Origin of the sequence: Micromonospora sp. NPDC020750 (assembly GCF_044334565.1) — a bacterium.
Lineage (GTDB): Bacteria > Actinomycetota > Actinomycetes > Mycobacteriales > Micromonosporaceae > Micromonospora.
The window spans coordinates 130519-151476 of record NZ_JBIRTH010000012.1 but is presented as its reverse complement, the minus strand read 5'-3'; the positions used below and the strand labels follow the sequence as shown (position 1 = coordinate 151476).

The following is a 20958-nucleotide window of genomic DNA, read 5'->3' as shown; positions in this document are numbered from 1 at the left end:
TCCCGGCGGACGCTGAGGCCCTTCCCGCGCGGCCGGGCGGGCACTGTGATCGAATAGCCGACGGAGGCGTTCAGGCGGCTGGTGCCCCTCCCGGTCTTCAAAACCGGTGTGGTCCGGTACCCGGGCCAGGCGGGTTCGATTCCCGTCCGTCTCCGCCAGGCAGCCCTAGGAGAGGACGCGATGCGCGACGCCGATCCACGGCGGCGGGTGCCGCGCACGGATCTCCTGCTGGCCGACCCGCGGCTGGCCTCCGCCGCCACCACGCTCGGCCGCGGCCGGGTGAAGGCCGCGATCGTCGCCGCCCAGGACCGCGCCCGCCGCGGCGAGATCACCCCCGAGCGGGTACGCGACGCCGTGCTCGACGCCCTGCCCGCGCCCGCCCCTCGGGTGGTGCTCAACGCCACCGGCGTCGTGCTGCACACCAACCTCGGCCGGGCGGCGCTCTGCGCCGCCGCCGTGGACGCCCTCGTGGCCGCCGCCGGGCACACCGACGTGGAGCTGGACCTGACCACCGGCCGGCGGGCCCGGCGCGGCAGGGACGCCCTCGACGCGCTCGCCGCCGCCGTGCCCGACGCGGGTGCCGTGCACGTGGTGAACAACGGCGCCGCCGCACTGGTCCTCGCCGCCACGGCCCTCGCCGCCGGCCGGGAGATCGTGGTCAGCCGGGGCGAGCTGGTGGAAATCGGCGACGGGTTCCGCCTGCCGGAACTGCTGGCCAGCACCGGCGCCCGGCTGCGCGAGGTGGGCACCACCAACCGCACCAGCCTGGCCGACTACGCCGCCGCGATCGGCCCCGACACCGGATTCGTGCTCAAGGTCCACCCGTCGAACTTCGTGGTCACCGGGTTCACGAGTGCCGTCGGCGTCGACCGGCTGGCCACCCTCGGCGTGCCGGTGGTCGCCGACATCGGCTCCGGGCTGCTCGCCGCAGACCCGCTGCTGCCCGCCGAGCCGGACGCGGCCAGCACCCTGCGGGCCGGCGCCCACCTGGTCACCGCCAGCGGCGACAAGCTGCTCGGCGGCCCCCAGGCCGGGCTGCTGCTCGGCGACGCCGACCTGGTCGAACGGCTGCGCCGGCACCCGCTCGCCCGCGCCCTGCGGGTCGACAAGCTGACGCTGGCCGCCCTCGCGGCCACCCTGCACACCCCGGACACTCCCACCCGGGCCGCGCTGCACGCCGACCCGGTGGCCCTGCGGCAGCGCACCGAGGGGCTGCGCGACCGGCTGGCCGCCGACGGCTGCAAGGCCGAGGTGGTGCCCGCCGTCGCCGTGGTCGGCGGGGGCGGCGCGCCGGGCGTCGAGCTGGGCTCGTGGGCCCTGGCCCTGCCCGAGCGGTACGCGGGGCCGCTGCGCGCCGGCACGCCGGCGGTGCTCGGCCGGGTGGCTCAGGGGCGGCTGCTGCTGGATCTGCGCTGCGTCCCTGTCTCCGCCGACGACGCGCTGCGCGTGGCGGTCCTGTCCGTGCCCGTGGACGCCTGACGTGTGGGTGGTGGCCACCGCCGGGCACGTCGACCACGGCAAGTCGACCCTGGTCCGGGCGCTGACCGGGATGGAGCCCGACCGGTGGGCCGAGGAGCGGCGCCGGGGCATGACCATCGACCTCGGCTTCGCCTGGACCACGCTGCCCTCCGGCGGCACCGTGGCGTTCGTCGACGTCCCCGGCCACGAGCGGTTCGTGCCGAACATGCTCGCCGGCGTCGGCCCCGCCCCGGCCGCCCTGCTGGTCGTCGCCGCCGACGAGGGGTGGATGCCCCAGTCGGCCGAGCACCTAGCGGCGCTGCACGCCCTCGGGGTGGCGTACGGGCTGCTGGTGGTGACCCGCGCGGACCTGGCCGATCCGGGGCCGGCGCTGGCGCACGCCCGCGCGGAGATCGCCGCCACCTCCCTGGGAGCCGTGGACGCTGTGGCGGTCAGCGCCGTCACCGGGGCCGGCCTGCCCGAGTTGCGCGACGCCCTGGACCGGCTCGTGGCGCGGCTGCCCGACCCGGCGGCCAATGCCCCCGTGCGGCTGTGGGTGGACCGGTCGTTCACCGTCCGGGGCAGCGGCACGGTCGTGACCGGCACCCTCGGCGGCGGCCGGCTGTCCGTCGGTGACCACCTCGAACTGGCCGACACCGGCGAGCCGGTGCGGGTGCGTGGCCTGCACTGCCTCGGCGCGCCCCACGGCCGGGTCGACGCGGTGGCCCGGGTGGCGGTGAACCTGCGCAACGTGCCCCGCGAGCGGCTGGGGCGCGGCGACGCCCTGCTCACCCCCGGTCGGTTCCGCCGCACCGACCTGCTCGACGTGCGGGTCGCCGGGGACCCGGCCGCCGACCTGCCGGCCACCCTCACCCTGCACGTCGGTGCCGCAGCCGTCACCGCCCGGGTCCGCCCGCTCGGCCCGGACACCGCCCGGCTGCGGCTGGTCCGCCCGCTGCCGCTGCTCGTCGGCGACCGGGCGCTGCTGCGCGACCCCGGCCGGCACCACGTCGCCGGTGGGGTGACCGTCCTCGACGTGGCCCCGCCCCCGCTGACCCGGCGGGGGGCCGCCGCCGCCCGGGCCCGGGTGCTCGCCGGCCTCGACGGGCGGCCGGACCTGGCCGGGGAGCTGCGTCGCCGGCTCCTGGTCCGCCGGGGCGAGCTGGCCCGGATGGGGGTGCCGGTCACCACCGCCACCCCGGTCACCGGGGACTGGTTGGCCGACCCCGGCCACTGGCGGGCCCTCGCCGCCCGGCTGGCCGACGAGACCGCCCGGTACGTCGCCGCGCACCCGCTGGAGCCGGGCGTCCCGGTCGACGTGCTGCGTCAGCGCCTCGACCTGCCCGACCGGGCTCTGGTGGAGGCGCTGGTCCGCCCGCCGTTGCGGGTGCGCGCCGGCCGGGTCGGCGAGGACGCCGGGGATGCGCTGCCGGAACCGGTGGCCCGGGCCGTGGCCCGGGTCCGCGCCGAGTACGGCGACCGCCCGTTCCAGGCCCCCGAGGCGGACCGCCTCGCCGGCCTGGGCCTCGGGCCCCGGGAGATCGGAGCGGCCGTGCGCGCGGGGGCGCTGCTGCGGCTCGCGGAGAACGTGGTGCTGCAGCCGGGCGCGGTCGACGACGCGGCCCGGGTCCTCGCCCGGCTGCCGCAGCCGTTCACCCTCAGCGCCGCCCGGCAGGCCCTGGACACGACCCGCCGGGTCGCTGTGCCGTTGCTGGAGCTGCTGGACCGGCGGGGCGTCACCCGCCGCCTGCCCGACGACGCCCGCACGGTCGTCGCCCCGCCCGGCGTGGCCGCTTCATGATCGTCTGACCGTCGCGGGGGGTCTCCTCCGGCGGGTCGGCTCCGTCCACGGCGAACGATCATGGGTGGAGGGGGTTCCGCCGCGACGCGGCCCCGGCGGGGCCGGGCGTGGCCTAGCGTGGCGGCATGGACCCTTCGGCGGTCTGGCGGGACAAGAGCCACCGGTGGCGGATCGAGGCGTACCGGGCGCCGGACCTGCGCTTCGCCGTCTTCGCCACCAACGGCCCCACCGAGTCGGCCCCGTTGTGGCTGTTCGGGATGGCCGCCCTGGCCCGCTGGTTGATGACCCACGCCATCTCGTTGGACGACCTGGAGACCGACTGAGCCGGCCACCCCCTCGTCCGGGGGAACCGTCCCCGGTTCCGGAGTGTGGGCCGGTGTCGTCCCCGTACCGTGCGGGGCGTGAAGGACCGAGGAATGCGGACGGTCGTGACGGTGCTCGCCGGCCTCGCGGTCATCTACTTCGGCAGCAAGGGTCGCAGCCCCGACGAGGGCGGCGGGGTCTCCGGCGGGGTGGTGGTGCTCGCGGTGCTGGCCGCCGCCCTGGCCTGGCACCTGACCAAGCCGGGCGACAACGCGACCAAATGACCGCCGGTCCACCCCGCGGCGCCGGTGGCGGGTACGGGCGGGCACCGAACCGGGGGCGTCAGCGGGCGGCGGCGGTGCGGCCGACCTCGCCGGCGGACTCCTCGCCGAGGGCGACCCGGACCAGCGCCGAGGCGAACCGGCCGAAGTCGCCGCCGCCGACCAGCCCGGCCAGCCCGTCCGGGTTCGCCGGCAGGCCGAGGCGCTTCGCCCCGGTCAGCGTCCGCCGGTCGGTGTACGGGCGAACGTCGGGCCACACCTGCTGCGCCTCGCGCAGGAAGATGTCCGCGCCGGTGGGGCCGATGCCGGGAAACTCGGTGAGCAGCCGTCGCAGCGCGGGCCGGTTCCCGCCGGCCTCCCGGTGCAGCCGGCGCAGGTCGCCGTGCCACCGGTCCAGGCACAGCCGCGCGCCGGCGCCGAGCATCGTTGCGGTCCGCTCGTCGTAGCGGCGGTAGTGCCCCCGGCCCAACGCGTCGACCCGCTCCTGCCAGCCGGACGCCTCCATCGCCTGCGGGGTGCGGTAGCCGGCGGCGGACAGTTCCCGCGCGGCGGCCACCGCGACCGACGCCCGGATCCGGGTGCTCAGCAGCGTGGTCAGCACCAGCAGCTGGTACAGCGGCCCGGGCCGGTCGGCGAGCCGGATGCCGGCCTCCTCCGCGTACGTGCGGCCCTGCCGGTCCAGCAGGGCCCGTGCCGTCCTCCGCGCATCTGCCACACCCCGGGGATACCCCGATCGCCGCCGCCCACCCACCCGGCCCCCGACGTCGCGCTAATACACGGAATCAGTGGCCTTTGATGCGGTGCGAGGCCACTGATTCCGTGTATTAGCGCGATCCGGGCGTGGGGGGTGGGGCGGCATGGGGGCAACGGCGGCGGGTAAGCCGGTCGTGGCGTGGCCCACGCCGCGCCGTCCAACCCGGAAGGGAGACTCCCGTGACGAACCCTCAGCAGCCGGAGTTGCGCCGCAACGCGCGCAACGACGCGGTGCAGGACGCCAAGGGGCCCGGCGTGTCCGGTCACCCCGGCCACCGTGGCACGTCCCAGGGCGACCGGGGCCGTACGGTGCCGCGCGGCCAGGTGTCGCCGTACGGCCCGGCCGGCGGCCAGGTGGCCGACGACGAGAGCGCCGAACGCGGCTAGCACCCCCGGGAAGATGACGGCCGCAGCCGGTTCCAGGTGGCTGCGGCCGCCATCCCGTACGCCAGGTGCGGCACGAGGTCCGACAGCCAGTCGGTGCGGCTCCACCCGCGCGGATCAGTTACCCCCAGCGCGGTCATCGAGCCGTCCGACATCGCCATCACACTCCCGCCGAGCAGGGCCACCGCGACCGGCCCCGCGGTGCGCCGCCCCGCGAGCAGGGCGAAGGCGGCGCCGGCGGCGATGCCCATCCCGTACCCGAGCAGGGGCCCGAGGCCCGAGCGGCGGTTGGCCGCCCGGTCCTCGGGCCCGAGGTCGATGTGGGCGATTCCGGCCACCCGTCCGGCGGTCTCCTCGGGTGTGCTGCTCGCCGGTCGGGCGCGCAGCACCATGTCGAGGTAGCTGACCATGTTGAGCGCGGCGCTGCCCACCGCTCCGGCGATGGCCCCGTCGACCAGTTTGGCGCCGGTCACTTCGGGTCGCCCGGTTCGCGCTCACCCTTAGGGCCGTACGTCCGCTCGCCCCGCACGACGCCGCGCTGTCCCCGGTCCTCCTGCAGGATCCGGTTGGCGACCTGGTTGGCCTCCTGGTCGGCCGCCCGACCGGAGTTCTCGATCAGATCGCGCAGTCGCGCCCGTTCCTTGTCGTACGCGCTGCTGCCCGGCCGTGGTCCTGGCATAGCCGCCTCCTGACGTCGCGGTGACCGTTGGTCACGCCGTCTACCCGCCTGCGCCGGAGCCAACCGTCGCCCATGCCCGGGGGCGTGCCGGCGGCCCGGTGCGCAGGTGTCACACCGGGGCGCGGACCACGGCGACCGGGCAGTCGGCGCGGTGCAGCACGGCGTGGCTGACCGAGCCGAGCAGGAGACCGGTGAACTCGCCGCGTCCCCGGCAGCCGACCACCAGCAGCTGCGCCGCGTGGGACGCCTCGGTCAGCGCGGCGGCGGCCCGGCCCCGGGTCAGCACCCGCTCGACCCGCACCGCCGGCCGGCGTTCGCCGAGAGCGGCCAGCGACGCCGCCAGCACCCGCTCCTCCTCGCCGCGCAGTTGCCCCTCGTCGTACACCAGGGGCTGCATGTCACCGGGCCCGGCGGAGGCCGGGTGCCGGTAGGCGTGCACCGCGCGTAGCGCGACGCCGCGGGCCGTCGCCTCGTCGGCGGCGAACTCGACGGCGGCGCGGGCCGCCGCGGAGCCGTCCACCCCGACCACGACCGGACCGGCGGCCCGGTCGGCGCCGCGGGCCACCAACACCGGGCAATCGGCGTACGCCGCGACCTGGATCGCCACGGAGCCGACCGCCAGCGCGGCGAAGCCACCCAGCCCCCGGTCGCCGAGGACGATCAGCGCGGCGGTGGGCGACTCGCCGACCAGCACGGCGGATGCCTCCCCGTCGATGACCTCTCCGGTGACCCGCACCCCCGGTGCTGCCGCCTCGGCGTGCGCCACCGCCTGCGCGACCAGGCGTTCGGCCTGTTCGCGCAGGCCGGCGCCGGGCGGCGCGTCGGGCACCGGGCCCAGCGGCACCCGCAGCAGCGGCCAGACGAAGCCGTGCACCACCCGCAGGGTCCGGCCCCGGCGCGCGGCCTCCCCGGCGGCGAGCCGGACGGCCCGCTGGGCCGGTTCGGAGCCGTCCACACCGACCACCACCGCCGCGCCGCTGGCCGCGTTCACCGCCGTACCTCCTCCGCCGTGGTGTCGCGGTCAGTATCCCGGCCGTACGGGTGTCGCCGAGGCGATACCGCGCACGTCGGGGCGTCGCTACGCTGCCCCGGAACTTCACCGGAGAGGGCGACGCCCATGGAAGAGGCCGACCGGGCGAGCACCGCCCGTATGATCGATTTCTGGCTCGGCGGGGAGGACCACTTCCCGGTCGACGTGGCCGCCGCGCGGGCCTTCGAGGGGGCGTACGGCCCGTGCGCGCCGTTGTTCCGCGAGCTGCGCGCGTTCCTCGGTCGGGCGGTCCGGACGATCGCCGGGGCCGGGGTGGACGGCTTCCTGGTCTTCGGCGCGGGGGTGCCCACCAGGGGCAACGTGCACGAGGCCGCCCCGGAGGCGACGGTGCTCTACACCGACGTCGACCCGGTCACCATCCGGCTCGGGCAGCGCATCCTGGCCGGCAGCGACCGGGCCGGCTACGGCTACGGCGACGCCACGGACGTCGGCACGGTCGACTCCGCGTTGCTGCGCCGCTTCGTGCCCGGTTGGGGCCGCCGTCCGGTGGGGGTGGTCTTCCTCGGGCTGGCCGCCTTCCTCGACGACGCGACGCTGGCGCACACCCTCGACGAGCTGTACGCGGCGGTGGCCCCCGGCAGCTTCCTCGCCGTCGACTTCGACGGTGAGGAGCTCGCGGCGTACCCGGAGGCCCTGGCGATGATGGGGCCGCAGTTCCGGATGCGCCCGCCCGCGGCGTTCGGTTCCCTGCTGGGCCGGTGGACGCCGACGGACGACGGGATCGTCCCGGTGTCGCGGTGGCGTCCCGACGGTCCGCCGGCGGCCCTGCCGGACGCCTTCCACGGCGGGCTGGCCACCAAGCGCACCGGCTGACCGCCGCCGCGCCCGCCCCCGACCGACCGCGCCGGCCGGCCGGCGACGGCCCTCCGTATGATGCTTGCCCTACAGCAAGAGTTGTCGGAGGGGGATCATGTCGGACGCGTTCGGACCGGTGGCCCGCGCGCTGCGTGAGGCGGCGCCCGACCGGTTGGCCGAGGTCGCCGACCAGGCCGTCCGCGCCGGGTTGGGCGCGTCGCGCACGGACGTCTTCGTCGCCGACTACCGGATCAGCGGGCTGTGGCCCGTGCTCGATCCGGAGCTGCCCGACGCCGGCTTTCTCGCCTGCCACGGCGTGGCGCAACGCTGCTTCAGCAGCCAGCAGCCGGTGCTCGACGGCGGGGACGACGGCCGGTGCCGGGTGTACCTTCCGCTGACCGTGTGGGGCGAACGTCTCGGCGTGTTCCTGGTGGAGCTGCCGGTTCCCCCGTCGGCGGCAACGGTCGAGGCGGTCCGGGACGTCGCCGACGAGCTGGCGGTGGCGCTGCGCGCGGCGGACCGGCAGACCGACCGGTACCGCCGGGCCCGCCGCCGGGAGCGGCTGAGCATGGCCGCCGAGATGCAGTGGGATCTGTTGCCGGGCCGCAGTGTGACGCACGGCGCGTTCCTGCTGGCCGGGCAGCTCGAGCCGGCGTACACGGTGGGCGGTGACCACTTCGACTGGTCGGTGGACGGTGATCGACTCACCGTGACGGTGCTCAACGGCGCCGGCACGGGCCTGTCGGCGGCGCTGCTGACGGCGGTGTCGGTCAACGCCATGCGCAACGCCCGCCGCTCCGGCGGCAGCCTGGTCGAGCAGGCCGAGCTGGCCTCGGACACCATCTTCTTCCAGCACCGGGGCGAGCGGCACGTGGCGACGCTGCTGCTGGAGCTGGACACCACCGACGGCCGGGTCCGGGCGGTGGACGCCGGATCCCCGCACGTGCTGCGGGTACGCGGCCGGTCGGTCGCCCGGGTGCCGCTGGAGCAGCAACTGCCGCTGGGCATGTTCGCCGAGACCCGGTACGAGGTGCAGGAGTTCACCGTGGAGCCGGGGGACCGGCTCTTCGTGGTCAGTGACGGCGTGTACGCGGCGGATCCCGGTGGCCGCGAACCGTACGGGGAGCGGGCCATGGCGCGGTCCATGCGCGCGACGCGGCTGCAGCCGGCGACCGAGGCGGTTGGTACGGTGATGCGCGGGCTGCAGTCCTACCACGTGGACGTCGATCTCCGCGACGATGCCGTGGTCGTCTGCCTCGACTGGCGTGGCCAGGGCGGGGGAGGGGCCGGCTGGGCGCGGTGACGGGACGGTAAGCGGAACACGAGCGCACACTCGCAGGGGACGATCGGTGGAACAACCTCCGGATCTGGCCGCGGCGATCGCCGCGGCAGCCGAGGCGATCGTCGGCGTCCTGGACCCGGCGGGTTCCCGGCACCGGATGACCGTGTCGCCCACCCAACTGCGGGTGCTCTCGCTGATCAGCAGCCGCCCGGCGACCAATGTGAACCGGCTCGCGGAGCTGCTCGACGTGGTGCCGTCGTCGGCGAGTCGGCTGTGCGACCGGCTGGAGGCGATCGGGCTGCTGCGCCGGACCGCCGACCCACGGGACCGGCGGGAGGTACGGCTGATGCCGACGGCGGCCGCCGAGGCCCTCCTCAGGGAGCTGGCGGAACGCCGCCACCGCGCGATCGGCGCGGTGCTGGACCGGATGCCCCCGCGCGCCCAGCAGGAGCTGCTGCTGGCCCTGTTGGCGTTCGGGCAGGCGGCCACGCCCGTTCCGGTGGACGCCCAGTCGGACTCGCCGGCCCGAACGGCCTGACCCGTCACACCCCTATTTCCTAGGACGATCTACCCCACGTGACCTGCACCACAACACCAAGAAACACAGCACCCGGACGAACGCGGGCCCGTGGAGGCCGAAAGCGAGCCCGATATAGTGGCAGCGCAACTCGCCGGCCGGTGGTCCCCGTGACCGCAGGCCGACCAGGGGAGGTGATCCCGGTCCGGGATCACACAGGTGCCGGCGGAGCCCGGCCCGGCAACGCGCACGTCCTTCCGTAGCGCCCGCCCGCGGGTGCCGGACCGTGCTGCTGAGGGAGGTTCGGTGTCGCGTCGGCCGGCGGGGGCGTCACCCCCGGAGAACACCGCCGCGCCGAGCGGGGACCGGATCCTCACCCTGCCCAACCTGATCAGCTTCATCCGACTGCTCGGCGTCCCGCTGTTCCTGTACCTGCTGCTGGTCCGGCGCGCCGACGTCGCCGCCCTGGTGGTGCTGGCGATCGGGGGCACGACGGACTGGGTGGACGGCTGGGTCGCCCGCCGGCTGCAGCAGGTCAGCCGCCTGGGCGAGCTGCTCGATCCGTTCGCCGACCGGCTGTACATCCTGGCCACCCTGCTGGCGTTCACGGCGCGCGAGGTGGTGCCGTGGCAGTTCACCGCCGCGCTGCTGGTGCGGGAGTTGCTGCTGCTGGGGTCGCTCGGCGTGCTACGCAGGTACGGCTACGGCCCGCCGCCGGTGCACTACGTCGGCAAGACCGCCACGTTCCTGCTGCTGGCTGCGTTCCCGGTTCTGTTGCTGGCGCACGCGACGTCTGCGGCCACGGCGACGGTCGCGGGCGCGGTCGGCTGGGGCCTGGCGTGGTGGGGCCTGGTGCTGTACTGGGTGGCCGGCGCGCTCTACGTGGTCCAGGCGGCGCGGCTGGTGCGGTCGGTGCGGGCCGGGTCGTCGGGAGTGCCGGCATGACGGAGGAGCCGGCGGGGCAGCGGTCGGACGCGGCCGGCGAGGGGCGCGGTTCGGCGTCCCGGGTGTACACGCCGGATTTCCTGACCGAGTTGTTCCGCAACCCGTTGGATCCGGGGTACGCGGACGCGGCGGCCCGCCGTCGGGAGTCGCCATCGTCGTCGCCCTCGGGGTGGCGGGCGTGGTCGGTGCGGTCGGTGAGCCTGGTGGTGGCCGTGGCGTTGGGTTTCCTGTTCGCGGTGGCGTACCGGCAGACGATGGCCGAGGAGCCGGGGCGCAGCCAGGCGCGGGCCGGGTTGGTGGCGGAGATCAAGGAGCGCGAGGCGGAGACCGACGGGTTGGCGGCGCGGGCGGACCGGTTGCGTGAGGAGGTCGGTCGGCAGCGGGACGCGGCGTTGAGTGGTTCGCAGGCGTCGCGGCTGCGGCGGTTGGAGGCGGGCACGGGGCTGGGTCGGGTGCGTGGGGACGGTGTGGTGGTGCGGTTGGCGGATGCGCCGGCGCAGGACAAGGACGGGGTGACCGGGTCCGGGGGTGGTCCGCCGCGGGTGTTGTACACGGATCTGCAGAAGGTGGCCAACGATCTGTGGGCGGCGGGTGCGGAGGCGGTGGCGATCAACGGGCAGCGGTTGACGGCGACGTCGACGATCCGGTCGGCGGGTGAGGCCATCCTGGTGGATTTTCGGCCGGTGACGGGGCCGTACGAGGTGTCGGCGATCGGGCCGAGGTCGATGCGGGACCGGTTCGAGGACAGTCGGGCGGCGTATCTGATGCGGGACCTGGTGGAGTCGGTGGGGTTGTCGTTCCAGGTGCGTGAGGTGGAGGACATCACCCTGCCGGCGGCGCCGGAGCCGCGGCTACGCTACGCCGAGTCGTCGGTCAGTCCGAGTCCGTCCGTGGCGGGGTCGGGTGCCGATCGTTCGTCCCGGCCTGAGCCGTCCGGCTCGGGTGTGTCTCCCAGTCCTTCCGGAGGTGGCCGATGATCGCGGTGTTGGCGTTGCTCGCCGGTGTGGTGCTGGGGGTGTATCTGGATCCCACGGTTCCGGCGGCGTTGCAGCCGTATCTGCCGATCGCGGTGGTGGCCGCGTTGGACGCGGTGTTCGGCGGGGTGCGGGCGAAGCTTGACCGGATCTTCGATGACAAGCAGTTCGTGGTGTCGTTCATCTCGAATGTGCTGGTGGCGGGCCTGATCGTGTATCTGGGTGACCAGTTGGGAGTGGGTGGGCAGCTGTCCACCGGTGTGGTGGTCGTGTTGGGGGTGCGGATCTTCGGGAATGTGGCGGCGATCCGTCGGCACCTGTTCCGGGCGTAGGTTTGTGGCGATGAGCGAGGAACAGCGCGAGACGGGTACCGGTTGGCCGCGTCCGGAGGTGCCGGTGCGTCCGCAGGCCCCGGCGGGGGAGCCGGATCCGCGTCCGGAGGCGCCGGATCCGGACGAGATCAGTCCGTTGGCGCCGGAGAGTGAGCCGTCGGTGGAGGACCCGGGGCCTTCGGGTGCCGGGGCGCCGAAGGGTTCGTCGGGTGTTCCGGCTGTGTTCGGGGTGGGCCGGCGGTTGACCTCGGCGGGGGCGATGATCGCGTTGTTGTTGGGGTTGTTGGGGTTCACCCTGGTGGTGCAGTTGCGGACGACGTCGACGGATCCGACGTCGGCGGCGACGCGGCAGGAGGACCTGGTGCGGATCTTCTCGGATCTGGATTCGCGGGAGAAGCGGCTGCGGCAGGACATCGAGTCGTTGGAGGAGAGTCAGCGGCAGTTGCGGTCGGGTGAGCAGGGTCGGCAGGCGGCGCTGGAGGAGGCGACGCGGCGGGCGGACGAGTTGGGGATTCTGGCGGGGACGTTGCCGGCGCGGGGGCCGGGGTTGAGTGTGCGGTTCGAGGCGGGGTCGAAGCCGATTTCGGCGTACCGGATCCTGGACGCGGTGCAGGAGTTGCGGGGTGCGGGGGCGGAGGCGATGCAGGTTTCCGGTGGGGACGGCGCGTCGGTGCGGGTCATCGCGTCGACGTATTTCCTGGATGGCGGGGATGGTGCTCTGGTGGTGGACGGGCGTCCGTTGACGGGTCCGTTCACGATCACGGTGATCGGTGATTCGACGACGATGGCGACGGCGTTGAAGATTCCGGGCGGGGTGGCCGCATCGGTTGCCGGTGACGGCGGTAACGTGATCGTCGAGGATCGTGAGGTTGCCGAGGTTTCGGCGCTGCACGCGCCTGTGAAGTTGGAACACGCCCGTCCGGTCTCCTGACCGGCGCGGCGCGGCGCGCCGGTTCGCCGGCGCAGCGATGGTCGGCTCGACGGTGAAGGACGCGTCTGGTGATTCCTGAGGATCTGCGGTATACCGCTGAGCACGAGTGGGTGGCGGGTGACGGGTCGGGTTCTGTCCGGGTCGGCATCACGCACTTCGCGCAGGACTCGTTGGGTGACATCGTGTTCGTCCAGTTGCCGGAGGAGGGCGTGGAGGTGGCTGCGGGTGACTCCTTGGGTGAGATCGAGTCGACCAAGAGCGTGTCCGAGATCTACGCCCCGGTGAGTGGGGTCGTGGCGGCGCGGAACGAGGCGTTGACGGACACTCCGGAGGTGATCAACTCTGATCCTTACGGTGCGGGTTGGCTGGTGGAGATCACGCCGGGTGATCCGGTGGCGGTGGACGGCCTGCTGACCGCCGGGGCGTATCGCGAGCTCACCGAGAGCTGAGTGTCCGTGGGCGTGCGGGTGTTGTGTCCGCGCGTCCGGTTGCCCTGCATTTCGGCGCTGGCTAGGCTCGCCCAGTTGACCGAGAACCCAATGAGTTGAGCGTTGCGGAATTGCCTTTCCGGGCACGGGGAGCCAGCCGCCGGGTGGACTGCCCGGCGGCCAGACCCGCCATTACCCGTACGCCGACCTGAAACAGATCCGTGAGGTGGTCCCATGACGCGCCCAGACGACGAGTTCCCCCCGCTCGACGTCACTTCGACGCTCAATCTCGGTTCGCTCGACGAAGTGCTGGAGGGGCCGGACACCGATGTGGTGCCGAGCCGGATGTCCGGTTCGTTGCCGCCGGGTATGGCGCTGCTGGTGGTTCGTCGGGGTCCGAACGCGGGTGCCCGGTTCTTGTTGGACCATGATGTGACGACGAGTGGCCGGCATCCGGACAGTGACATCTTCCTGGACGATGTGACGGTGTCGCGGAGGCATGCCGAGTTCCACCGGGACGGTGGCACGTTCACGGTGCGGGACGTGGGAAGCCTGAACGGCACGTACGTGAACCGGGAGCGGGTCGAGGCGGCCACGTTGAGCAATGGTGACGAGGTGCAGATCGGCAAGTTCCGGGTGGTGTTCATCGCCGGTCCGCGCCCGGAGGAGGAGGCCGGCCGGGGGTGAACGAGCCTGCGGCTTCGACGCCTCCCGGGGTGGCCCGTGCCCAACCGCTGATGAGTATCGGCGAGGTGCTGGGTCAGCTTCGGGCGGAATTTCCTGACGTCACGATCTCGAAGTTGCGGTTCCTGGAGTCCGAGGGGCTGGTGGAGCCGCAGCGGACGGCTTCGGGGTACCGGAAGTACAGCTGGGACGATGTGGCGCGGTTGCGGTTCGTGTTGACCGCGCAGCGGGACCAGTATCTGCCGTTGCGGGTGATCCGTGAGCAGTTGGCGCAGTGGGATGCGTCGGCGGATGGGGCGGCGCCGTCTCGGCCGACGTTGGTGGCGGTGGGCCCGGATGGTGAGGTGCCGGGTCGTTTCGCTGTGGAGCAGCCGGTGGATTCGGCGCAGGTGCGGTTGGGTCGGGTTGATCTGGTCGCGCGGAGCGGGATCGACGAGTCGACGTTGGGTGAGTTGGAGCGGCTCGGGATCCTGGTGTCGGATCCGCCGGGTTGGTACGACGGGGATGCGTTGATCATCGCGCGGGCGGTGGCTGGTCTGGCGGCGTACGGGTTGGAGCCTCGGCATCTGCGGGGTTACCGGACGGCGGCGGATCGGGAGGTGGGGTTGTTCGCGCAGTTGGTGGCCCCGTTGGCGCGGCAGAGTGATTCGGCGGCGCGGGCGCGGGCGGCGGAGACGGCGCGGGAGTTGGTGGCGTTGTCGCAGCAGTTGCACGCGGCGTTGGTGCGGGTGGGGTTGCGGTCGACGTTGGGCCGGTGAGTTGTGGTGTGTGCTGCGCGGTCCGGGCTGTGGTCCGGGCCGCGTGGTGTTTGTGGGGGCCGGTGGGAAAGATCTGGGTGGGGGCGCGTGTCGTAGGCTTGCCGGGGTAATCCCTTTCTGGTGCGGGGCGTGGTGCACGTAAGCGCATGGGATGTGCGTGTCGCGGTCCGTGTACCGTGCAGGGAAGGTTGCGGTGCGGGCGTAGGTGACAACGACACGGAGGCGGCGGTGCGCGAGCTGAGCGTGGTCGGAGTTCGGGTGGAGTTGCCGAGCAACCAGCCGATCGTCCTGCTGCGGGAGGTCGAGGGGGATCGCTATCTGCCGATCTGGATCGGTGCGGTGGAGGCGACGGCGATCGCTTACGAGCAGCAGGGGGTCAAGCCGGCTCGGCCGTTGACGCATGATCTTTTGCGGGACGTGTTGGCGGCGCTGCAGGCGCCGTTGCGGGCGGTGGAGATCACCGAGTTGAAGGAGAACGTCTTCTACGCCGATCTGTTGATCGGTGACGGGGTGCGGGTGTCGGCGCGGCCGAGTGACTCGATCGCCCTGGCGTTGCGGGTCGGTGCGCCGATTCGTTGTTCGGAGCAGGTCCTCAGTGAGGCGGGGATCGTGATTCCGGATGAGCAGGAGGACGAGGTGGAGAAGTTCCGGGAGTTCCTGGATCAGGTGAGCCCGGAGGATTTCGCGGGTTGATCCCTGGCGCGGGTGGGGTTTCCCGCGTGTTTCTTCCCGTTCCGGCGTGGTCACTGTGGGTGGTCTGCCGTGGATCTTTGCTGTGGCCGTGCGGCGTGTCGTGGCCGTTCCTGCGCGGTGACTCCTCAAGGGCGCTATAGGGTTGCCGTGTCGAGGGGTGCACGTCCCGGAAGCGACGTGTCACCGCACTGGCGGGGAGGTTGTCCGGATGCACGAGCCGCGAGATCCCGAGCCTGGTACTCAGCAGCGCGGGGCGGGTGTGGTGCCGGCGGGGCCGGCGTCTGAGGGTGACGGCGCGGTGGGCTACCGGGGTGTGACGGCGTGCCACGCGGCGGGTATCACGTACCGGCAGTTGGACTACTGGGCGCGGACGTCGCTGGTGGTGCCGAGTGTGCGGGACGCGTCGGGTTCGGGGACGTCCCGGCTGTACTCGTTCCGCGACCTGGTGGTGTTGAAGGTCGTGAAGCGGTTGCTGGACGCCGGGGTGTCGTTGCAGAACATCCGGAAGGCGATCGAGGCGTTGCGGTCGCGGGGGGTGGCCGATCTGGCGGGCATCACGTTGATCTCGGATGGGACGACGGTGTACGAGTGCCGGTCGCCGGAGGAGGTGGTCGACCTGTTGCAGGGTGGCCAGGGCGTGTTCGGCATCGCGATCGGCGGGGCCTTCAAGGAGATCGAGGGTTCGTTGTCGAGTCTGCCGGCGGAGCCGGCGGGTGGGGTCGTTGAGGAGCCTGCGGCGGATCCGGTGGGTGACGAGTTGGCGGCGCGTCGGGCGCGTCGGCGGGCGGGTTGAGGCGTCGGGTGGGCTTGGGATGTCCGGTGTGGCCCGGCCGAGCGGGAAGCTTCGTGTGTGGACATTCCCGTTCTTGTTGACAGTCGTGGCGTTTCGGTAGTCCTATGTGCGGCGTTCGGCCCCTGACTCGGGGTTTCCACTGTCGGCGGCGGAGATGCCATGGGCGGCCGGGACCGGTACGACCAGTTGCTGCCGGTGGCGTCGGCGGGTGCGGCGAGTCAGCAGTTACGGCAGGACGTAGGCGGCTGGCCGGCGCGGGTGGGCCGGTCCGGTCCTGACGCGCGCCGCCGGGCGGGAACCCTGCGACGAAACGCCGGTCAGGCGACGGAGGCGACGGCGTCGGCGATCGGGGTGTTGCCGGCGACCAGTTCCAGGACCGTGCCGGCGCTGTTCGGGTGGTACAGCAGGGCTACGAGGACCCGGGCGACGTCGGCGCGGGTGACCGCCCCCGCATCGGCGTGTCGGGTCAGGGTGATCCGGCCGGTGGGCGGGTCGTCGGTGAGCCGGCCGGGGCGCAGCACCGTCCAGTCCAGGTCGCGGGCGGTGAGGTTGTCCTCGGCTGCCTTCTTGGCCCGCAGGTAGGCGGCGAACACGTCGTCGGTGCCGGCGGGTGGGGTGTCGTCGACGCCCATGGAGGAGACCAGCAGGTAGCGGCGTACCCCGGTCTGTTCGGCGGCGTCGGCGAGCAGACCGGCGGCGGCCCGGTCGACGGTGTCCTTGCGGGCGGCGTCGCTGCCGGGGCCTGCTCCGGCGGCGAAGACCACCGCGTCGGCGCCGTCGAGGTGGGTGGCGACCTGGGCGGTGTCGGCGTGTTCCAGGTCGCAGACGACGGGGTGGGCGCCGGTGGCGCGCAGCGCCGCGGCGTGGTCGGGGTTGCGGATCAGTCCGACGGCGGTGTCGCCGCGGCCGGCGAGTTCCCGGTGCAGCAGCTGGGCGATCTTGCCGTGTCCTCCGGCGATGACGACGCGCATACCTGCCACGGTAGCCGCCGGGGCGTCCGGGCACCGGCGCTGCGGCGAGGATGGTCACGGGGCCGGCGTTAGCCGGTGGGGCGACGCTGAGGCAGCATGGACTCTGTGACCAAGACGTTCGACGCGCTGGCGGGGCTGCTCGCCGAGGGCGGTGTCGTGGTGTTGAGCGGGGCGGGCCTGTCCACCGAGTCGGGCATCCCGGACTATCGGGGGCCCAGTGGTGTGGCGCGGCGGCACACTCCGATGACGTATCAGGCGTTCACCGGGGATCCGGTGGCGCGGCGGCGGTACTGGGCGCGTAGCCACCTGGGGTGGCGCACGATCGCCCGGGCCGTCCCGAACGGCGGGCATCGGGCGGTGGCCCGCCTGCAACGCTTCGGGCTGGTCGATGCGGTGATCACCCAGAACGTCGACGGTCTGCACACCGCGGCCGGGTCGGAGCCGGTGGTGCAGCTGCACGGCAGCCTCGACGAGGTGGTGTGCCTGGACTGCGGCAACCACACCTCGCGCGAGGAGCTGGACCGGCGGCTGCGGCAGGCCAACCCGGGGTTCGACGCGGTGGTCGCGGCGGTCAACCCCGACGGTGACGTGGATCTCGCCGACCGCGAGGTGGCCGGGTTCCGGACGGTGGACTGCGGGTTCTGCCGCACCGGCATGCTGAAACCGGACGTGGTGTTCTTCGGGGAGACGGTTCCCGCCGCCCGGGTGGCCCGCTGCTTCGACCTGGTCGAGGGTGCCCGGTCGCTGCTGGTGCTCGGGTCGTCGTTGACGGTGATGTCGGGGCGCCGGTTCGTGATTCGGGCGGCGAAACGGGGCATCGCGGTGGCGATCGTCAACCAGGGTGTGACCCGGGGTGACGGGTACGCCGCCGTGCGGGTCGACGCGCCGCTCGGCGTGCTGCTGCCGGCGTTGGCCGACCGGTTGGCCGGTGTGTCCCCGGTGCCGGATGTGGCGGCGGGCGCGTCCGTTGGGTGGGCGGCGCCGGTCGTGGGCTGACCCGCCGGGGCCGGGCCGACCGGCCGGTGATCCACTGGTCGGGGGGACGACATCCGCTGGGGGCGGCGGCGCTGGTAGCGTGGGTGTCGCCGGTACCCACGTGGGAGAGACCGTTCGGTGATCGTTGCCGGCGGCGCCGAAGGGGCAGCTTCCTCCCCGGAACCTCTCAGGCAAAAGGACCTCGTGGGCAGGCACTGTGGAGCGCCCTTCCCGGGGTGCGACTCAGGGGGAGGCCGACCTGTCGACCTCACCCCTTTTCCGGGAGCGCCGCCATGACCGTAGAGCAGTTCGCCGCCCGTCACATCGGTCCCGATCCGGCCGACGAGCGCCGCATGCTGGAGGCCGTCGGCTACGACTCGGTCGACGAGCTGATGGACGCCGCGATTCCCGAGGTGATCCGCTGGCACGGCACCCTGGACCTGCCGGAGCCGGCCAGCGAGCACGACGCCCTGGCCGAGTTGCGGGCCCTGGCCGCGCGTAACACCGTCGCCGTGTCGATGATCGGGTTGGGTTACCACGGCACGCACACCCCGGCGGTGATCCGCCGCAACGTGCTGGAGAGCCCGGCGTGGTACACGGCGTACACCCCGTACCAGCCGGAGATCAGCCAGGGCCGGTTGGAGGCGCTGCTGAACTTCCAGACGATGGTCACCGACCTGACGGGGCTGGCCACCGCGAACGCGTCGATGCTCGACGAGGGCACCGCGGCGGCGGAGGCGATGACCCTGGCCCGCCGGGCGTCGAAGAGCCGCAGCAGCGTGTACGTCGTCGACGCGGACGCGTTGCCGCAGACCCTCGCGGTGATCACCAGCCGGGCGGAGCCGTTGGGCATCGAGGTGCGGGTGGTCGACGTCGACGTCGAGGACCTGCCGGCGGAGTTCTTCGGCCTGCACCTGCAGTACCCGGGGGCGTCCGGGGCAGTGCGGGACCACGCCGCGCTGGTGGCGGCGGCGCACGCGGCGGGGGCGCTGGTGTGTGTGGCGGCGGACCTGCTGGCGTTGACGTTGCTGCGCCCGCCGGGGGAGATCGGCGTGGACGTGGCCGCCGGCACCACCCAACGGTTCGGGGTGCCGATGGGCTTCGGTGGCCCGCACGCCGGGTACCTGGCGGTGCGTTCGGGGTTGGAGCGGATGTTGCCCGGCCGGCTGGTCGGGGTTTCCCGCGACGCCGACGGCAACCCGGCGTACCGGTTGGCGTTGCAGACCCGTGAGCAGCACATCCGGCGGGAGAAGGCGACCAGCAACATCTGCACCGCGCAGGTGCTGCTGGCGGTGATGGCCGGCATGTACGCCGTCTACCACGGCCCGGACGGGCTGCGGGGCATCGCGGCGCGTACCCACGGCATGGCGGCGCGGCTCGCGGCCGGGTTGCGCGCTGGCGGGGTGGCGGTGGCGGACGTCGCGTTCTTCGACACGGTCACCGCGCGCGTGCCGGGTCGGGCCGCGCAGGTGGTGGCCGCGGCGGCCGGGCGGGGGGTGAACCTGCGCCTGGTCGACGCCGACCGGGTGGGGATCTCCTGCGACGAGACGACCACGGCGGCACACCTGTCTGCGGTGTGGGCGGCGTTCGGGGTGGCCGGGGACTGCGGGGACGTGGACGCGTCCCTGCCGGCGGCGTTGGCGCGCACCTCGGACTTCCTCACCCATCCGGTGTTCCGCAGCCACCATTCGGAGACGGCGATGCTGCGGTACCTGCGGCGGCTGTCGGACTTCGACTACGCCCTGGACCGGGGGATGATTCCGCTGGGGTCGTGCACGATGAAGCTGAACGCGACCACGGAGATGGAGCCGGTGAGCTGGGCGGAGTTCGCCCACGTGCACCCGTTCGCGCCGGCCGGGCAGACGGCCGGGTACCGGGAGATGATCGCCCAGTTGGAGGGGTGGCTGGCGGAGGTGACCGGCTACGACGCGGTCAGCGTGCAGCCCAACGCCGGGTCGCAGGGGGAACTGGCGGGGCTGCTGGCGATCCGCGCGTACCACCGGGACCGGGGTGAGGGGCACCGGGACGTGTGCCTGATCCCGTCGTCGGCGCACGGCACGAACGCGGCGTCCGCGGTGATGGCGGGGATGCGGGTGGTGGTGGTGGGTTGCGACGGCGACGGCAACGTCGACCTGGCCGACCTCGACGCGAAAATCGACAAGCATCGGGACGCGCTCTCGGCGATCATGGTGACGTACCCGTCGACGCACGGGGTGTACGAGACGGGTATCGCGCAGTTGTGCGCGAGGGTCCACGACGCGGGCGGTCAGGTGTACGTCGACGGGGCGAACCTCAACGCCCTGGTCGGGTTCGCCAAGCCGGGCCGGTTCGGGGCGGACGTGTCGCACCTGAACCTGCACAAGACGTTCTGCATCCCGCACGGTGGGGGCGGGCCGGGGGTGGGTCCGGTGGCGGTGCGGGCGCACCTGGCGGCGTTCCTGCCCGGTGACCCGGTGGGGGAGCCGGGTGCGGGCCGGCCGGCGATCTCGGCGGCGCGGTACGGGTCGGCGGGGATCCTGCCGATCCCGTGGGCGTACCTGCGGATGATGGGCGCGGCGGGCCTCACCCGGGCGACGGGGGTGGCGGTGCTGGCGGCGAACTACATGGCGGTGCGGCTGCGGGAACACTTCCCCGTGTTGTACGTGGGCAACAAGGGCCTGGTGGCGCACGAGTGCATCCTGGACCTGCGGCCGGTGACGAAGGCGACCGGGGTCACGGTCGACGACGTGGCGAAGCGGCTGATCGACTACGGGTTCCACGCGCCGACGATGTCGTTCCCGGTGGCGGGGACGTTGATGGTGGAGCCGACGGAGAGCGAGGACCTGGCCGAGCTGGACCGGTTCTGCGCGGCGATGATCGCGATCCGGGCGGAGATCGACAAGGTGGGCTCGGGCGAGTGGCCCGCGGGCGACAATCCGCTGGCGAACGCGCCGCACACGGCGGCTATGGTGGCCGGCGACGAGTGGCCGCACCCGTACCCGCGGTCGGTGGGGGCGTATCCGACGGGGGTGGACCGGGCCGGGAAGTACTGGCCGCCGGTGCGGCGGGTCGACGGCGCGTACGGCGACCGGAATCTGGTGTGCTCGTGTCCGCCGCCGGAGGCGTTCGAGCAGTGACATCGGGGCGCGCCGGGGCGGTGGTTCGCGCCGCCCCGGCGGGTGCGTCGACCC

Annotated in this window: 24 protein-coding genes, 1 tRNA gene and 1 riboswitch; of the genes, 20 read left to right on the top strand and 5 right to left on the bottom strand. The window is 73.6% G+C overall.

Annotation, left to right across the window (positions count from 1 at the left end; translation table 11 throughout):
• Positions 1-62 precede the first annotated feature (62 nt).
• The 5 genes from ACH4T9_RS29110 to ACH4T9_RS29090 all read left to right on the top strand — a co-directional run bounded on the left by ACH4T9_RS29110 (position 63) and on the right by ACH4T9_RS29090 (position 3846).
• A tRNA-Sec gene (locus ACH4T9_RS29110) sits at positions 63-158 on the top strand.
• A gap of 22 nt (positions 159-180) precedes the next feature.
• Positions 181-1479 (top strand): L-seryl-tRNA(Sec) selenium transferase, encoded by a 1299-nt coding sequence (gene selA, locus ACH4T9_RS29105; RefSeq protein WP_396674211.1) that lies wholly within the window; start codon positions 181-183, stop codon positions 1477-1479.
• 1 nt (position 1480) lies between these two features.
• On the top strand, positions 1481-3259 hold the full coding sequence (gene selB, locus ACH4T9_RS29100) for a selenocysteine-specific translation elongation factor (RefSeq protein WP_396674212.1): 1779 nt from the start codon (positions 1481-1483) through the stop codon (positions 3257-3259).
• Between the two features lie 125 nt (positions 3260-3384).
• On the top strand, positions 3385-3582 hold the full coding sequence (locus tag ACH4T9_RS29095) for a hypothetical protein (RefSeq protein WP_007071112.1): 198 nt from the start codon (positions 3385-3387) through the stop codon (positions 3580-3582).
• Positions 3583-3660: 78 nt separating this feature from the next.
• A complete protein-coding gene (locus tag ACH4T9_RS29090) occupies positions 3661-3846 on the top strand; it encodes a hypothetical protein (RefSeq protein WP_387024262.1) in 186 nt (61 codons plus the stop codon).
• 58 nt (positions 3847-3904) lie between these two features.
• On the opposite strand, the gene ACH4T9_RS29085 is transcribed toward ACH4T9_RS29090, so the two are convergent.
• Entirely contained in the window at positions 3905-4558 is a 654-nt protein-coding gene (locus tag ACH4T9_RS29085; protein ID WP_396674214.1) for a hypothetical protein, read from the bottom strand.
• Between the two features lie 218 nt (positions 4559-4776).
• On the opposite strand from ACH4T9_RS29085, the gene ACH4T9_RS29080 reads away from it, so the two are divergent.
• A complete protein-coding gene (locus ACH4T9_RS29080) occupies positions 4777-4983 on the top strand; it encodes a hypothetical protein (RefSeq protein ID WP_161683707.1) in 207 nt (68 codons plus the stop codon).
• Here ACH4T9_RS29080 and ACH4T9_RS29075 read toward each other — a convergent pair.
• The 3 genes from ACH4T9_RS29075 to ACH4T9_RS29065 all read right to left on the bottom strand — a co-directional run bounded on the left by ACH4T9_RS29075 (position 4980) and on the right by ACH4T9_RS29065 (position 6650).
• A complete protein-coding gene (locus ACH4T9_RS29075) occupies positions 4980-5453 on the bottom strand; it encodes a hypothetical protein (RefSeq protein WP_396674215.1) in 474 nt (157 codons plus the stop codon). The genes ACH4T9_RS29080 and ACH4T9_RS29075 overlap by 4 nt on opposite strands.
• Positions 5450-5659, bottom strand: coding sequence for a phosphatidylethanolamine-binding protein (locus ACH4T9_RS29070; RefSeq protein WP_396674217.1), 210 nt, complete (start codon positions 5657-5659; stop codon positions 5450-5452). The genes ACH4T9_RS29075 and ACH4T9_RS29070 overlap by 4 nt, the downstream gene beginning before the upstream one ends.
• A 109-nt stretch (positions 5660-5768) precedes the next feature.
• On the bottom strand, positions 5769-6650 hold the full coding sequence (locus ACH4T9_RS29065) for a universal stress protein (protein WP_396674219.1): 882 nt from the start codon (positions 6648-6650) through the stop codon (positions 5769-5771).
• Between the two features lie 126 nt (positions 6651-6776).
• Here ACH4T9_RS29065 and ACH4T9_RS29060 point away from each other — a divergent pair, with 126 nt between their 5' ends.
• From ACH4T9_RS29060 to ACH4T9_RS29005, 12 genes are all read left to right on the top strand, one after another.
• Positions 6777-7523 (top strand): SAM-dependent methyltransferase, encoded by a 747-nt coding sequence (locus ACH4T9_RS29060; RefSeq protein WP_396674221.1) that lies wholly within the window; start codon positions 6777-6779, stop codon positions 7521-7523.
• Positions 7524-7620: 97 nt separating this feature from the next.
• Positions 7621-8808, top strand: coding sequence for a PP2C family protein-serine/threonine phosphatase (locus ACH4T9_RS29055; protein WP_396674223.1), 1188 nt, complete (start codon positions 7621-7623; stop codon positions 8806-8808).
• A 46-nt stretch (positions 8809-8854) separates the two neighbouring features.
• Complete coding sequence (locus tag ACH4T9_RS29050) at positions 8855-9325, top strand: MarR family transcriptional regulator (protein ID WP_396674224.1); 471 nt, start codon at positions 8855-8857, stop codon at positions 9323-9325.
• Positions 9326-9610: 285 nt separating this feature from the next.
• On the top strand, positions 9611-10249 hold the full coding sequence (locus ACH4T9_RS29045; protein WP_396674226.1) for a CDP-alcohol phosphatidyltransferase family protein: 639 nt from the start codon (positions 9611-9613) through the stop codon (positions 10247-10249).
• Positions 10246-11226 carry a DUF881 domain-containing protein gene (locus ACH4T9_RS29040; RefSeq protein WP_396674228.1) on the top strand — a complete coding sequence of 327 codons (981 nt, stop codon included), beginning with the start codon at positions 10246-10248 and terminating at the stop codon, positions 11224-11226. The genes ACH4T9_RS29045 and ACH4T9_RS29040 overlap by 4 nt, the downstream gene beginning before the upstream one ends.
• Positions 11223-11555: a small basic family protein gene (locus ACH4T9_RS29035; protein ID WP_007071104.1), complete on the top strand. Its 333-nt coding sequence runs from the start codon at positions 11223-11225 to the stop codon at positions 11553-11555. The genes ACH4T9_RS29040 and ACH4T9_RS29035 overlap by 4 nt, the downstream gene beginning before the upstream one ends.
• 10 nt (positions 11556-11565) lie before the next feature.
• Positions 11566-12486 carry a DUF881 domain-containing protein gene (locus ACH4T9_RS29030; protein WP_396674387.1) on the top strand — a complete coding sequence of 307 codons (921 nt, stop codon included), beginning with the start codon at positions 11566-11568 and terminating at the stop codon, positions 12484-12486.
• A 68-nt stretch (positions 12487-12554) separates the two neighbouring features.
• Positions 12555-12935, top strand: a complete 381-nt coding sequence (gene gcvH, locus ACH4T9_RS29025; protein ID WP_396674230.1) for a glycine cleavage system protein GcvH — start codon at positions 12555-12557, stop codon at positions 12933-12935.
• 213 nt (positions 12936-13148) lie between these two features.
• A complete protein-coding gene (locus ACH4T9_RS29020; protein WP_007071101.1) occupies positions 13149-13601 on the top strand; it encodes an FHA domain-containing protein in 453 nt (150 codons plus the stop codon).
• Between the two features lie 50 nt (positions 13602-13651).
• Positions 13652-14356, top strand: a complete 705-nt coding sequence (locus tag ACH4T9_RS29015) for a MerR family transcriptional regulator (protein WP_396674231.1) — start codon at positions 13652-13654, stop codon at positions 14354-14356.
• A 228-nt stretch (positions 14357-14584) separates the two neighbouring features.
• Positions 14585-15049: a bifunctional nuclease family protein gene (locus tag ACH4T9_RS29010; RefSeq protein ID WP_387024035.1), complete on the top strand. Its 465-nt coding sequence runs from the start codon at positions 14585-14587 to the stop codon at positions 15047-15049.
• Positions 15050-15257: 208 nt separating this feature from the next.
• Positions 15258-15842, top strand: coding sequence for a MerR family transcriptional regulator (locus ACH4T9_RS29005; RefSeq protein WP_396674232.1), 585 nt, complete (start codon positions 15258-15260; stop codon positions 15840-15842).
• A gap of 317 nt (positions 15843-16159) precedes the next feature.
• Here ACH4T9_RS29005 and ACH4T9_RS29000 read toward each other — a convergent pair whose 3' ends face one another.
• Positions 16160-16813, bottom strand: a complete 654-nt coding sequence (locus ACH4T9_RS29000; RefSeq protein ID WP_396674233.1) for an SDR family oxidoreductase — start codon at positions 16811-16813, stop codon at positions 16160-16162.
• 96 nt (positions 16814-16909) lie between these two features.
• Here ACH4T9_RS29000 and ACH4T9_RS28995 point away from each other — a divergent pair, with 96 nt between their 5' ends.
• Both ACH4T9_RS28995 and gcvP read left to right on the top strand, forming a co-directional pair.
• On the top strand, positions 16910-17809 hold the full coding sequence (locus tag ACH4T9_RS28995) for an NAD-dependent protein deacetylase (RefSeq protein ID WP_396674235.1): 900 nt from the start codon (positions 16910-16912) through the stop codon (positions 17807-17809).
• A gap of 91 nt (positions 17810-17900) precedes the next feature.
• A riboswitch (glycine riboswitch) is annotated at positions 17901-18001 on the top strand.
• A gap of 80 nt (positions 18002-18081) precedes the next feature.
• Positions 18082-20904, top strand: coding sequence for an aminomethyl-transferring glycine dehydrogenase (gene gcvP / locus ACH4T9_RS28990; RefSeq protein ID WP_396674236.1), 2823 nt, complete (start codon positions 18082-18084; stop codon positions 20902-20904).
• Positions 20905-20958: the final 54 nt, after the last annotated feature.

Excerpts from the sequence above, each read along its gene's own strand:
- selA (WP_396674211.1), top strand. The coding sequence starts at position 181 with ATGCGCGACGCCGATCCACGGCGGCGGGTGCCGCGCACGGATCTCCTG.
- ACH4T9_RS29095 (WP_007071112.1), top strand. The coding sequence starts at position 3,385 with ATGGACCCTTCGGCGGTCTGGCGGGACAAGAGCCACCGGTGGCGGATC.
- ACH4T9_RS29070 (WP_396674217.1), bottom strand. The coding sequence starts at position 5,659 with ATGCCAGGACCACGGCCGGGCAGCAGCGCGTACGACAAGGAACGGGCG.
- ACH4T9_RS29060 (WP_396674221.1), top strand. The coding sequence starts at position 6,777 with ATGGAAGAGGCCGACCGGGCGAGCACCGCCCGTATGATCGATTTCTGG.
- ACH4T9_RS29055 (WP_396674223.1), top strand. The coding sequence starts at position 7,621 with ATGTCGGACGCGTTCGGACCGGTGGCCCGCGCGCTGCGTGAGGCGGCG.
- ACH4T9_RS29040 (WP_396674228.1), top strand. The coding sequence starts at position 10,246 with ATGACGGAGGAGCCGGCGGGGCAGCGGTCGGACGCGGCCGGCGAGGGG.
- ACH4T9_RS29035 (WP_007071104.1), top strand. The coding sequence starts at position 11,223 with ATGATCGCGGTGTTGGCGTTGCTCGCCGGTGTGGTGCTGGGGGTGTAT.
- ACH4T9_RS29030 (WP_396674387.1), top strand. The coding sequence starts at position 11,566 with ATGAGCGAGGAACAGCGCGAGACGGGTACCGGTTGGCCGCGTCCGGAG.
- ACH4T9_RS29020 (WP_007071101.1), top strand. The coding sequence starts at position 13,149 with ATGACGCGCCCAGACGACGAGTTCCCCCCGCTCGACGTCACTTCGACG.
- ACH4T9_RS29015 (WP_396674231.1), top strand. The coding sequence starts at position 13,652 with ATGAGTATCGGCGAGGTGCTGGGTCAGCTTCGGGCGGAATTTCCTGAC.
- ACH4T9_RS29005 (WP_396674232.1), top strand. The coding sequence starts at position 15,258 with ATGCACGAGCCGCGAGATCCCGAGCCTGGTACTCAGCAGCGCGGGGCG.
- ACH4T9_RS29000 (WP_396674233.1), bottom strand. The coding sequence starts at position 16,813 with ATGCGCGTCGTCATCGCCGGAGGACACGGCAAGATCGCCCAGCTGCTG.
- ACH4T9_RS28995 (WP_396674235.1), top strand. The coding sequence starts at position 16,910 with ATGGACTCTGTGACCAAGACGTTCGACGCGCTGGCGGGGCTGCTCGCC.
- gcvP (WP_396674236.1), top strand. The coding sequence starts at position 18,082 with ATGACCGTAGAGCAGTTCGCCGCCCGTCACATCGGTCCCGATCCGGCC.